Origin of the sequence: Holdemanella sp. MSK.7.32 (assembly GCF_024460475.1) — a bacterium.
GTDB lineage: Bacteria > Bacillota_I > Bacilli_A > Erysipelotrichales > Erysipelotrichaceae > Holdemanella.
Genome location: NZ_JANFYN010000054.1, coordinates 1 through 13,144, shown reverse-complemented (window position 1 = coordinate 13,144; position 13,144 = coordinate 1). Strand labels below are relative to the sequence as shown.

Genomic DNA, 13,144 nt, shown 5'->3' with positions numbered 1-13,144 from the left:
TCCTGAACAAACGAATTCGACAATTATTACCAATGATACAGTTGACAATTCGCGCTGTAAATCGAAAGCTGTCATCTGTATTGATGCAAGTCATGGAGGTAGTGATGCAGGATATACAAGTGATGGACATACGAGTGAAAAAGATCTAAACCTGATTATTGCCAAGAAGATTGGAGACAGTCTAGCTTCGGTGGGATATAACGTCGTGTATACAAGAAGTGATGACTCTTCTCTTTCTACAGAAGATCGCATTACTTCAATCAACTCGCAAAAGGCAAAGTATTTGATTTCTATTCAAATGAATTCAAGCTCGGATTCTCTATCCAAAGGCTACTCCATTTTTACGCAGCCTAACGATAATATGATTCAGCTTGCCAAAAAACTTGCCCAAACCATGAATTCCATCAACCTATCGCAATTTGAAGGTATTGATTCGGATCATTATGAAAACTTCCCTATCTTATATGATAGTCAAATTCCTTCGATTCTATTAGAACTTGGATATTTAAGCAATAGTGAAGACTACACAAAATTAACGGATGAAACTTTCCAACAAAAGATTGCGAATGCGATTACAGAAAGCTTTTTAGATCAAATCAACTAACACTCTTCGGAGTGTTTTTTTGTGCTATAATTAAAAGAAAAAAGAGGTAATTTATGGAAGAAAAATTAATATATAATGGAATTATTTTTGATTTAGTCCAAAAAGATGTTGAAATCAAGAATAAAACCTATAAAAGAGACATCATCCGTCATCCAGGTGGTGTAGGTGTGATTTGTATCGTTGATGGTAAGATCTTACTTGTAAGGCAAGAGCGTCCGGCTATTGGTAAAGAAACAATAGAAATTCCGGCGGGTAAACTCGAATATGGTGAAGATCCAATGGAATGTGGTCTTCGTGAATTAAATGAAGAAACGGGTATGGCTTGTGATAAGCTAGAACTTTTATTAAGTTTTGTATCCACCCCAGGCTTTTGCGATGAAAGAATCTGGATTTATAAAGCAATCAACCCAAGAAAAGCAGATATAAAACTTAGCTTAGATGAAGATGAAGAAATTGATACTTTGTGGCTGGATTTAGAAACTGCCTTTGAGTATACAAGAAACGGAAAGATTGATGATGGTAAGACTGTAATTGCGATCAGTCAAATGATGGCAGAAAGGAATTAAGATTATGAATTTTGTGGTGATTTCACCAAACTATCCAGAGAGCTACTGGATGTTTTGTAGGGGCTTAAAAGAAAATGGGGCTAAAGTTTTAGCCATTGTCGATACACCCTACAATCAATTGAAACAAGAATTAAAAGAATATTGTGACGAGATCTATGTCGTAAAAAGTTTCCATGATTATGATGAAATGGTCAAAGCTTGTGGTTATTTTACATTTAAGTATGGAAAGATTGACTGGATTGAATCCAACAATGAGGCTTGGTTGGATTTAGATGCACGTCTTCGTGATGATTTCAATGTGAAAACAGGTTTTTCTCTAAAAAGAATTGAAGAACTTCAATGCAAGTCACAAATGAAAAAATATTATAAAGAAGCTAATGTTCCTGTGGCAGATTATAGAGTACTACATACACTTAAAGATGGCTTAGATTTTGCCAAACAAGTAGGCTATCCATTAGTCATGAAACCCGATCACGGAGTAGGTGCAAGCATGACTTACAAGATCATGAATGCTGAACAATTAGAATCGGTATATATGCAGACAAAGGATCATGTGATGATTCTAGAACAATATATCGATGGAGATGTCTTTACCTTAGATGGTATTTGTGATGAAAATGGGGATATTCGCTATTTAAACAGTTTAGAATATGTTGGTAATTGTATGGATTCTGTTCTTTACCAACAAAGTATTGGTTGTTATACAACTTTTGAGATCAGTGATGAATGTCGTGACATTGTACAAAGAACAATCCATGCGTTTAAAATTAAGAATCGCTTCTTCCATTGCGAATTCTTTCGATTGAATCATGATGTGCAAGGTTTAGGCGAAAAGGGACGTATCTTTGGTTTAGAAGTGAATTTCAGACCACCAGGAGGATTCTGTCCGGATTTAATGAATTATGCCGGAGAATTGGATGTTTATCGTTTATGGGCCGAAGTCATCTTGAAACAAAGTGCTTCTTATTCAAAGCTTAGAAGATATTCGGCTGGTTTTGTAGGAAGAAGAAACTCCATCAAATATCGTTTTACAGTAAAAGAAGTGGTAGAGATGTTTAAAGAAGATATGATTGAAGTCTTATATCTTCCTGAAGCTTTTGCGGCTGCGATGGGCGATGTCGCAATTGTTGCCAAATTTACAAGTCCTGCAAGGCGAGATGAATTCTTTAAGACTGCATTAAGAAGGAAGGACCGATTATGATCGTTGAAAAAGAACTTTTCATGACAAAGCTTAATGAAACAAGAAAAATCTTTATTTATCTACCCGATGATTATGAAACAAGTAATAAACAATATCCTGTTTTATATGCCTTTGATGGACACAATATCTTTTTAGATGCACATGCCACTTATGGCAAGGCTATTCATATTCAACAACATATAGAAAAGCTAGGTATCGATATGATTGTTGTTGGACAAGAATGTAGCCATGTTGGAAATAATCGCTTAGAGGAATACGCTCCTTACTCTTTCTATGATCCGGAATATGGCTCTTTTGAAGGTCAAGGAGAAGAAACGATGGATTTTTTCGTACATGAATTAAAACCATATGTAGATGATCACTATAGAACCAAAAAAACAAGAAAGAATACATTTATTGGTGGAAGTAGCTGTGGTGGTTTAATGGCTTTATATGCAGCCTATGCCTATTCCAATGTATACTCAAAGGCCATTGTGATTTCTCCTTATGTATTAGAAAGTATGGATGCGATTCTGAAAGATATCCATCAAAGTCATATTCAAAAGAACACTTCTATCTATCTATCTTGGGGTTCAAATGAAACAAGCTTGATGCATGAATTTGTTTGGCAAACAAAGGCTTGTACAGAAATTGGCAATGCCCTATCTAAAAAAGGAGTCAACGTCTTGTACAATGTAATTCCTGAAGGAAGACATTGTGAGGAAGACTGGGAAAAAGAATGTGATACATTCCTTCCTTTCTTGGTACAATGAATCGAAGTGTAGTGATTCAAAAGCTTGAAACAAAAGCTAAACGTAAGATTGTCATTAGTGATATCCATGGAAATTTAGATCTATATTTAAAATTATTAGATCAAATTTCTTATAAGCCCAATGAAGATTGTTTGATTCTTTTAGGAGATTTAATTGAAAAAGGAAAAAGAAATCTAGATACCCTACATTATATTATGCACCAAGTACAAAATGAAGATGTACATTGTATCATGGGAAATTGTGATTTTATTGCGAAGAATGTTCTTTATTCGTATCGCTTAGATTTTTTAAGACATGTGCTTGGTTTTCGTAAAGAAAGTTTGATTCATGAAATGGCAAGAAATCTAAATTTTGAGATTACACATAATAGTAATATGGCAAATGTTTGTCAGATTCTAAGAAAGCATTATTTAAAAGAATTATGTTTCTTAAATGATTTACCTCATGTTTTAGAAGATGAAGACCATATTTATGTGCATGCGGGTATTGAATCAAACGAAAATTATGGAACCGATTTTAAACAAGTTATGACACATCCCTTCTTTTTAGAAACAAATGAGATTTTCAAAAAGAATGTCGTAGTAGGCCATATGCCTGTGACAGAATATTGTACGCATATTGCCTCTTTTGATCCTATTTATGATGCAAAACATAATATTTATAGTATAGATGGTGGCAATATAGTGAAATTTGGCGGTCAATTAAATGCCCTTATATTTGAAGATAATACTGTAAAAATGGATCGATGTGATTTTCTTCAAGAAAGAAAAGTCGTTCATGATGTCAAATATCATACACAAATTCCCTTCTTTATTACTTTTAATCATGGTAATATTCAAATTCTTGAACAACATTCGATACAATCAAAAGTATATTGCCCCTACAACAATCGTACATTCTGGGTTGAAAATGAATTTGTGACAAAAGACATGAAGGCGTATGATTATACAAATTATGAGATTCCATTAAAAAAAGGCGATACCGTCAAAGAGGTATTCGCCTATCAAGATAAAGTGCAAATCAAAAAGAATGGTATACTAGGCTGGACCTATCGTTCGAACCTAGAATGATACTATTCTTTTTTTTCGATTGCTTGTTCTAAATATGTGATCAATGCATTGACTTCATCTTCACTTGTATGCCAACTTGTCACGAATCGAATGACATAGTGATCATCGCATTTTTCCCAAATTTCAAAATCAATTTTTTCACTTAAGAACTGATATTGTTCCTTGGAAACATTCACAAAAATCTGGTTTGTATCACTCTTCATGAATAAGGCATAGCCAAGTTCTTGTAGTTTAGATTGAATTTTCTGTGCTAAAACAACCGATTGTTTGGCATATCCAAAGAAAGCATCATGCTCAAATAAGCCTAAGAATTGAATGCCTAAAAGCCATCCTTTGGCAAGCATTGCCCCATTTTGTTTCATCACAAAGCGGAAATATGGCTTTAATTCAGGATTGGAGATTACAACAGCTTCTCCCATTAAAGCTCCATTTTTTGTACCGCCAATATAGAATACATCACAAATATTGGCCAGGTCATTTAAAGTATAATCTACAGTGGATAAGGCAACGCCTAGTCTTGCCCCATCCATCATTAAATATAGACCTAATTCATCGCAAACCGTACGAATGTTTTTTAATTCGTCTAATGTATACACCGTTCCATATTCTGTGGCATTGGAAATATAAACCATTTTTGGATAAACCATGTGTTCATATGAAAGCATATGTGCATCAAATACTTTACGAATATCGCTAGGATTGATCTTTCCTGCATAATTGTTTACCGGAATTACTTTATGTCCTACAGCTTCAATCGCACCTGTTTCATGAGTTGCGATATGTCCTGTATCACAGGCAATCACGGCTTCAAATGGTTTTAAGCAAGCTTTGATGATGGTTTGGTTAGTAATCGTTCCTCCAACTAAAAAGTGGATATCTACATCGTAGTCTGGGATATGTTTTTTTATGGTTTCTTTGGCATTTTGACAAATCACATCCATACCATATCCAGTAAAAGAATGACCATTGGTAGTATTCATATATTCCATGATTTCTGGAATACATCCTTGGCCATAATCATTTCTAAAAAATAACATTTTAATCAACTCCCAAAACCATTGTAACACAAAAAACAGGTCATTTGACCTGTTTATTCAATTTATTCTTCTTTTAAACCCATGATTTCATCCGTAAATAGACGTGCATCCATCAACTTCAAATCATCGGCGATGTATGGCTTAAATTCCATTTGATCTAATACATCTTTTTGTAAATCTACACCTGGAGCGATTTCAATTAATGTTAATTTACCATCAATTAACTTAAATACGGCACGCTCAGTGATATATAAGACTTTTTGACCTGTTTCATTCGCATAATCAGCTGAGAAAGTAACCTGTTCAATATGGTTTTTGAATTTTTTGATATGTCCTTCTTGATCAATTGTCAATTTACCATTACCAATTGTTTCTTTTAAACCTTTAGCTGTGAATGTTCCACAATAAACGACAACTGGTGATGTTTGGGTAATATTAATAAATCCACCACATCCTGCAATTTTTGGTCCAAAACGAGAAACGTTGATATCCCCTTTTGGATCACATTCAGCAAGTCCTAAGAAGGCTTGGTCTAATCCACCACCATCATAAAAGTCAAACTGATATGTTTGGTCAATGATTGCGTCTGGGTTTGTACATGCACCAAAGGCAGTTCCATTCATAGGAACACCACCGATTCCTCCAGCTTCTACAGTCATCTTAAGTCCTGGTAAACCTTCTTCGTTGGCAACATTTGCGATACCTTCTGGCATACCAATTCCCAAGTTGATAACAGCTGATGGATCCAATTCCATAGCAGCACGACGACAAACAACTTTACGTGCATTTAATGGCATTGGTTCAATGGAATCAACGGGTACACGAATTTCACCACAGAATGATGGGTTGTATGGATCTGAGTAAGTTTGCCAGTGATTTTCTGGATCTGCAACTACAATTGCATCCACATAAATACCTGGAATCTTAACGTCCATTGGTTTTAATGAACCGCGTTCTACAACTTTTTCTACCTGTAGAATAACTTTACCGCCACTGTTTTTAACAGCTTGGGCAATACTGATTGAATCTAGAGTAGCTGCTTCTTTACACATTGAGCAGTTTCCATCTTCATCAGCATATGTACCACGAATCAATGCAATATCCAATGGGAATGATTTATAACGTAACCATTCTTCTCCATCCATATTGATCAATTCAACTAAATCTTCTTTAGTGCGTTCATTCATTTTCGCACCTTCTAGACGTGGGTCAATAAATGTTTTCAAACCAATTTTAGTGATAACACCAGGACGGTGTCCAGCAATTTCACGGAACATCAAACTGATGGTTCCTAGTGGTAAATTGTATCCTTCTACTTTATTCTCAAAAACTAATTTTTGGAAAGTAGGAATCAATCCCCAGTGACCACCAATAATTCTTTTTAGCAATCCTTCATGACCCATATGGTTCAATCCAAGATCAGGTGTTCCATCCCCTACACCGGCAGAGAACATTACTGTCAAATCTCTTGGGTGTCCAGTTTCTAAGAAACTCTTTTCAATGGCAACACTAAGTTCTTGAGGGTGACCCATTCCAATAAATCCACCAACACCAATTTTGTCACCATCTTTGATCATACTGATGGCTTCTTGGGCTGACATTACTTTTGACATTTAAATCATCCTTTCAAATAAATTATTTGTTTTTAAATTCTTTTTCTTTTACTTTGTTTACGAAGCATTCCATTCCATAAGTTTGATCTTCAGTTGCGAAGCAATCTGAGAAATCTTTTACTTCGATAGCGATAGCTGAATCCATATCTGTTTGAAGTCCAGCGTTGATTGCTTTTTTAGCTTGAGCAACAGCAATTGGAGCATTCTTGCAGATTCCGTTAGCCATCTTTAATGCAGTAGCCATTAAGTCTTCTTGAGGAACTACCGCATTAACTAATCCGATAGTCAATGCTTTATCCGCTTTGATGTTACGAGCTGTAAAAATCATTTCTTTAGCAATTCCAGCAGGTACTAAACGAGCTAAACGTTGAGTTCCACCAAAACCTGGAGTAATTCCTAATCCTACTTCTGGTTGTCCAAATACAGCATTTTCAGCCGCAATACGAATATCACAAGCCATACTTAATTCACATCCACCACCTAATGCGAAACCATTTACGGCTGCGATTACTGGGCAGTGTAAAGTTTCAATTTGACGGAAGATTTTGTTTCCGTAAGCTCCATATTCAGCAGCTTCTTCAACAGTTTTGTCTTTCATTTCAGCAATATCTGCACCAGCAACGAATGATTTGTTTCCAGCACCTGTGATAACTACACAATAAGTGTCTTTATCCGCTTCTACTGTATTCACAGCTTCTTCTAAGTCGTTTAATACAGCTGTTGATAAAGCGTTTAATGCTTTTTCACGATTAATTGTGATAATTGAAACGTGACCTTGTTTTTCTAATAATACGTTTTCCATGATTGTTCTCCTCTATATTTAAATAAAAAGTGAAACAACGAGTGTTTCACTTTAGTTATTTCACTAGTTGTAGCTGTAGAATCCTTGTTTAGTTTTTTGACCTAATTTTCCAGCACGAACCATTTTCTTTAATAATGTACATGGACGATATTTAGGATCTCCTGTTTCAGTATATAATACTTCCATTACATCTAAAACAATATCCAATCCAATTAAGTCACCCAAAGCCAATGGTCCCATTGGGTGGTTAGCTCCAAGTTTCATAGCTGTATCGATATCTTCAACACTTGCCAATCCTTCTTGGTAAATGAAGCAAGCTTCATTGATCATTGGAATTAAGATACGGTTAACTACGAATCCAGGTCCTTCAGCAACTTCTACTGGAGTTTTTCCTAATGATTTAGAGTATTCAATGATAGCTTCTTTTGTTTCAACTGGAGTGTTTTCACCAGAAATAACTTCAACTAATTTCATACGATCAGCTGGGTTAAAGAAGTGCATACCGATAACGTTGTGTTTGATTCCGTTAGCAATTTCAGTAACACTTAAACTTGAAGTGTTAGTTCCGAAAATGCAGTCTTCTTTACAGATTTCATCTAAAGTCTTAAACAAATCTTTTTTGATTTCCATTTTTTCAAGAACAGCTTCAACGATCAAATCGCAATCAGCTAAGTCTTTGTATTCACCAGCAGTTAAGTTAGCTTTGATACCTTCTGCTTTTTCAGCAGTAATTTTTTCACGAGATACTAATTTATCTAATTTAGCACCAATTTTGTTGATACCATTTTGTGCCCATTCGATTTTAATATCACATACAGTTACATTGTATCCAGCTGTAGCAAATGCATTGGCAATACCTTGCCCCATTGTTCCAGCACCAATAACACCTACATTTTTCATTTTAAATATGCTCCTTTTTATTATTCAGCTTTTGCAGCTTTAATTGATTCTACTAATAAAGGTAATACAGTTGCACAATCTCCAACGAATCCCATGTTAGAAATATTGAAGATTTCTGCTTGAGGGTCACGGTTGATAGAGATAATCAAATCTGATTTATCCATACCTGCACAGTGTTGTACAGCTCCAGAAATACCGCAAGCGATATATAATGAAGGACGTACAGTCTTACCTGTTTGACCTACCTGACGATCTTTGTCTAAGAATCCATCTTCAACAACGGCACGAGTACAGCAAACTACTCCACCTAATTCGTCAGCTACTTTTTGAAGTACATCTAAGCAGTTTTCAGCACCACGACCAGCACCTACTAAGATGTCAGCTTTTGTGATATCTACATCGGCTTTAACTTTTTCGATTACTTTTTCTACGAATACTTGAGGATCTGTTGTTCTCCAAGTTGGTGTAAATTCTTCAACTTCACCAGTACGAGTTGTATCTGTTGGAGCCAATTCGAATACTTTTGGTCGAATTGTAGCCATCTGTGGACGAGTGTCTTTACATACGATTGTACCAAATAAGTTACCACCGAATGTAGGACGAGTTACGTCTAATAATGATTCACCATTTTCTTTAGCATATTCTAAGTCTACTTCGATCTTAGTAGCATCTGCAGTTAGACCTACATTTAAACGAGCAGCTACACGTGGTGCTAAATCACGTCCTAATGGAGTGGCACCAGTTAACATTGAATCTGGTTTGTGAGCTAAAACAACTTGTGTTAAAGCATCTGCATAGAATTGAGTTGAATAGTCTTTTAATAAAGCATCATCAACAACGATTACTTTGTCAGCACCATGACTAATAACTTCTTGAGCTTTTTCTTTTACATTTTCTCCAAGCAATACACCAACTACTTTGTATCCAAATTCAGGGATAGAAGCAACTAGTTTTCTTGCTTCTGAAATAAGTTCATAACTTACTTCTGCAATGTTTCCGTTTTCTTGTTCAACGAAAACGAAGATATCTTTATATTCTTCAAATCGAGCCATTCTACTTCATCCTCCCTACTTTGTAATGATTTGCTTTTCTTTCAAAGTCTTAGCAATCATATCTGCAGTTTCCTGCTCAGACAATGTGAATACTTCTGTTTTATCAGTAACGTCTTTTGTGAAAGTAGTTTTAACTGATGTAGGAGAACCTTTGAAACCAACTGTTTCAGGATCAATTCCTAATTCAGCATTTGTTAAAACTTCGATCTTGTCTTCTTTACACAAGTCAACGATATTGTCACATTGCATGTAACGAGGTTTGTTCATTCCTGATAATGTTGTGATAACACATGGCAACTTAGCAGTTACAATTTGTTCAACATCTTCTAATGAACGTTTTACTGTGATTGAATCTTCTTTTACTTCTAAGATTTCATCTACGTAAGTAATTTGAGGAATATCCAAACGTTCAGCAGTTTGAGGCCCTACCTGAGCAGTATCACCATCAATAGCTTGACGACCAGCGATAACTAAGTCGAATCCTACTTTTTTCAAAGCAGCAGCTAAAGCGATACTTGTAGCACATGTATCAGATCCACCTAATACACGGTCTGTTAATAAAACACCTTTGTCAGCACCCATAGCAACGCCTTCTTTTAACATTTCAGCAGCTTTAGGTAATCCCATTGTCATTACGACAACTTCAGTGTCAGGGTTTTTATCTTTTAATTCCAATGCAGCTTCCAAACCAGCTAAATCATCAGGGTTTGTGATTGCAGGAACACCGTCACGAATTAACGCACCCGTTTTTTTATCAACTGTAATTTCAGTTGAATCCGGAACTTGTTTTTCTAAAACAACGATTTTCATTTTTCAACACCAATTCCTTTCTTACTTCAACATAGCGCCAGAGATAACCATACGTTGTACTTCTGAAGTACCTTCGTAGATTTCAGTGATCTTAGCATCTCTAAACATTCTTTCTACTGGTAAATCACGAGTATATCCATATCCACCTAATAATTGGATAGCCTTAGTTGTAATTTCCATTGCTGTTTCAGCAGCGAATAATTTTGCTTCAGCTGCCAATTGAGTATAAGGACGACCTTCTTGTTTAGCAGTAGCTGCAGAGTATACTAACCAACGAGCTGCATCTGTTTTTGTTTGCATATCAGCTAATTGGAATTGAGTATTTTGGAATTTAGCGATTGGACGACCAAATTGTTTACGTTGTTTTACATAAGCAACTGCTTCGTCGATAGCACCTTGAGCAATTCCTAATGCTTGAGCAGCGATACCAATACGTCCACCATCAAGTGTCTGCATGGCAATCTTGAATCCCATACCTTCTTTTCCTAATAAGTTTTCTTTTGGAATACGTACATTATTGAAAATTAATTCACATGTAGCAGATCCACGAATACCTAATTTCTTTTCGTGAAGACCGAATGTGAATCCTGGAGTTCCTTTTTCAAGAATGAAAGCAGAAATTCCACGAGTTCCCTTTGTTTTGTCTGTCATGGCAAAAATTACATATACATCAGCTTCTCCAGCATTTGTAATGAAGATTTTTGTACCATTGATAACATATTCGTCACCATCTAATACAGCTGTTGTTTGTTGTCCAGCAGCATCTGTACCGGCATTGGGTTCAGTTAAACCAAATGCAGCTAATTTCTTACCTGTACATAGATCTGTTAAGAATCTTTGTTTTTGTTCTTCAGTACCAAATTGAGCAATTGGCCAAGTACCTAATGAAGTGTGAGCTGATAAAACTACACCACTTGTTGCACATGTTTTAGACAATTCTTCGATTGCTAAAATGTAGCATAAATAATCTGCGCCAGCTCCTCCATATTCGCGAGAATAAGGAATACCAAGCATCTTAGCTTGACGCATCACTTCTACAGATTCCTTAGGGAATCTTTCGTTTTCGTCAACATCCGCTGCGTTTTCTTTTACTTCGTTTTGCGCAACTTCTCTGAACAACTTTTGCATCATTAATTGTTGTTCTGTTAAATTGAAATCCATAAATGAAGTTCTCCTTTCCAGTTTTCTTGAACTATTCGAATTAGGACATCGATAGCATGAGAAAGTATGTTAAACTTTTCACACAGTCATATTCTACATACTTTTTTGAGCGTCGTCAATGATTTTGTTAATATTTTAACAAATTGTTTTAAACACATATTCTTATTAATATATATAAAGTATTTTTAACATGTGAAAATATAAACAAGTGGTTGACATCCCCTATTTTAAGGACTAGACTAAGCATGTAAAGTGAATCTCGATTTAGAGTAGAAAGTAGGTATACAAATGAGAAAAGCTTATATTGTTGCTGCGAAACGTAGTGCAATTGGTACTTTTTTAGGAAGTCTAACAGATGTTGATTTAGCAACTGTTGGAGCTACAGTTTTAAAAGAAACTATTAAACAAGCAAACATTGATCCAGCAAACTTGGATGAAGTTATTATTGGTAACGTAATCGCTGCAGGTTTAGGACAAAACATTGCTCGTCACGTTGCATTCGATGCAGGTATTCCTGTTGAAGTATGTGCACAATCTATCAATATGTTATGTGGTTCAGGTTTGAAAGCCGTTATGGAAGCTACACTTCGTATTCAAGCTAACTTTGGTGACTTATATGTTGCTGGTGGTGTTGAATCTATGACACGTGCTCCATTCATGTTGAGCTATAAAAACCGTACAGGAACTAAAATGGGAGATCAAAAATTAGTGGATGCTATGTTACACGATGGTCTAACAGATGCAATGTATGGAATTCACATGGGATGTACTGCAGATAACATTGCTAAAAAATACAACATTTCACGTGAAGCACAAGATGAATTCGCATTTGCTTCGCAAGAAAAAGCTTTAGCGGCTATTGCTGCAGGTAAATTTAAAGACGAAATCGTTCCTATTACTTATAAGACTCGTAAAGGTGAAGTCGTATTCGATACAGACGAACACCCTCGTAAAACAAGCTTAGAAAAATTAGCTAAATTACGCCCAGCCTTCAACGCAGATGGAACTGTAACTGCAGGTAATGCTTCTGGTATCAATGATGGTGCTTCATTTACAATCGTTGCTAGTGAAGACGCTGTTAAGAAATATAACTTAAAACCAATTGCTGAAGTTATCGGATTTGGACAAGGTGGAGTTGATCCACGAGTTATGGGATTAGGTCCAACTCCAGCTATCTTAAACGCATTAAAATATGCAGATCTAAAAATCGAAGATCTTGACTTAGTTGAATTGAATGAAGCATTTGCTGCTCAGTCATTAGGTGTTATCCACGAATTAGAAGAAGCTACAGGAATGGATCGTGAAGCATTCTTAGCTAAGACAAACGTAAATGGTGGAGCTATTGCTTTAGGTCACCCAGTAGGTGCTAGTGGAAACCGTATCTTAGTTTCATTGTTATATGAAATGCAAAAACGTAAATCAAAAATTGGTCTTGCTTCCCTATGTATTGGTGGAGGACAAGGTGCCGCTGTTATCGTAAAAATGTGCGATTAATCAATAAGGAGACATGTTCTCCTTATTTCAGACTGTTGACAAAGTGACTGTCGACAGTCTTTTTAAAATCTGATAGAATATC

General features: G+C 35.8%; 13 protein-coding genes. 6 read left to right on the top strand and 7 right to left on the bottom strand.

Annotated features, from left to right (window positions below):
* The 5 genes from NE544_RS10505 to NE544_RS10485 all read left to right on the top strand — a co-directional run.
* Positions 1 to 604: N-acetylmuramoyl-L-alanine amidase (locus NE544_RS10505; protein WP_256269293.1), on the top strand; the 604-nt coding region annotated here is incomplete at its 5' end.
* A gap of 53 nt (positions 605 to 657) precedes the next feature.
* The gene (locus tag NE544_RS10500) at positions 658 to 1,170 is read left to right on the top strand and encodes an NUDIX hydrolase (RefSeq protein WP_256269292.1); all 513 of its coding nucleotides are present in this window, start codon (positions 658 to 660) and stop codon (positions 1,168 to 1,170) included.
* Between the two features lie 4 nt (positions 1,171 to 1,174).
* A complete protein-coding gene (locus NE544_RS10495) occupies positions 1,175 to 2,371 on the top strand; it encodes an acetyl-CoA carboxylase biotin carboxylase subunit family protein (RefSeq protein ID WP_256269291.1) in 1,197 nt (398 codons plus the stop codon).
* Positions 2,368 to 3,123 (top strand): alpha/beta hydrolase, encoded by a 756-nt coding sequence (locus NE544_RS10490; RefSeq protein ID WP_256269290.1) that lies wholly within the window; start codon positions 2,368 to 2,370, stop codon positions 3,121 to 3,123. Before NE544_RS10495 ends, NE544_RS10490 begins: the two co-directional genes overlap by 4 nt.
* Complete coding sequence (locus NE544_RS10485) at positions 3,120 to 4,193, top strand: metallophosphoesterase (RefSeq protein ID WP_256269289.1); 1,074 nt, start codon at positions 3,120 to 3,122, stop codon at positions 4,191 to 4,193. Before NE544_RS10490 ends, NE544_RS10485 begins: the two co-directional genes overlap by 4 nt.
* A 2-nt stretch (positions 4,194 to 4,195) precedes the next feature.
* On the opposite strand, the gene NE544_RS10480 is transcribed toward NE544_RS10485, so the two are convergent.
* The 7 genes from NE544_RS10480 to NE544_RS10450 form a co-directional block, all read right to left on the bottom strand.
* Positions 4,196 to 5,230, bottom strand: coding sequence for a low specificity L-threonine aldolase (locus NE544_RS10480; RefSeq protein WP_256269288.1), 1,035 nt, complete (start codon positions 5,228 to 5,230; stop codon positions 4,196 to 4,198).
* 62 nt (positions 5,231 to 5,292) lie between these two features.
* Positions 5,293 to 6,843, bottom strand: a complete 1,551-nt coding sequence (locus NE544_RS10475) for an acyl CoA:acetate/3-ketoacid CoA transferase (RefSeq protein WP_256269287.1) — start codon at positions 6,841 to 6,843, stop codon at positions 5,293 to 5,295.
* Between the two features lie 22 nt (positions 6,844 to 6,865).
* Positions 6,866 to 7,645, bottom strand: a complete 780-nt coding sequence (locus NE544_RS10470; RefSeq protein WP_256269286.1) for an enoyl-CoA hydratase-related protein — start codon at positions 7,643 to 7,645, stop codon at positions 6,866 to 6,868.
* A 63-nt stretch (positions 7,646 to 7,708) separates the two neighbouring features.
* Positions 7,709 to 8,545 carry a 3-hydroxyacyl-CoA dehydrogenase family protein gene (locus tag NE544_RS10465; protein ID WP_118114494.1) on the bottom strand — a complete coding sequence of 279 codons (837 nt, stop codon included), beginning with the start codon at positions 8,543 to 8,545 and terminating at the stop codon, positions 7,709 to 7,711.
* 20 nt (positions 8,546 to 8,565) lie between these two features.
* Positions 8,566 to 9,597: an electron transfer flavoprotein subunit alpha/FixB family protein gene (locus tag NE544_RS10460; protein ID WP_227990907.1), complete on the bottom strand. Its 1,032-nt coding sequence runs from the start codon at positions 9,595 to 9,597 to the stop codon at positions 8,566 to 8,568.
* Positions 9,598 to 9,612: 15 nt separating this feature from the next.
* The gene (locus tag NE544_RS10455) at positions 9,613 to 10,407 is read right to left on the bottom strand and encodes an electron transfer flavoprotein subunit beta/FixA family protein (protein WP_117571807.1); all 795 of its coding nucleotides are present in this window, start codon (positions 10,405 to 10,407) and stop codon (positions 9,613 to 9,615) included.
* Positions 10,408 to 10,428: 21 nt separating this feature from the next.
* Entirely contained in the window at positions 10,429 to 11,568 is a 1,140-nt protein-coding gene (locus tag NE544_RS10450) for an acyl-CoA dehydrogenase (protein WP_003865002.1), read from the bottom strand.
* A gap of 288 nt (positions 11,569 to 11,856) precedes the next feature.
* Here NE544_RS10450 and NE544_RS10445 point away from each other — a divergent pair, with 288 nt between their 5' ends.
* Positions 11,857 to 13,062 (top strand): acetyl-CoA C-acetyltransferase, encoded by a 1,206-nt coding sequence (locus NE544_RS10445; protein ID WP_118114492.1) that lies wholly within the window; start codon positions 11,857 to 11,859, stop codon positions 13,060 to 13,062.
* The last annotated feature ends 82 nt before the right edge of the window (positions 13,063 to 13,144 follow it).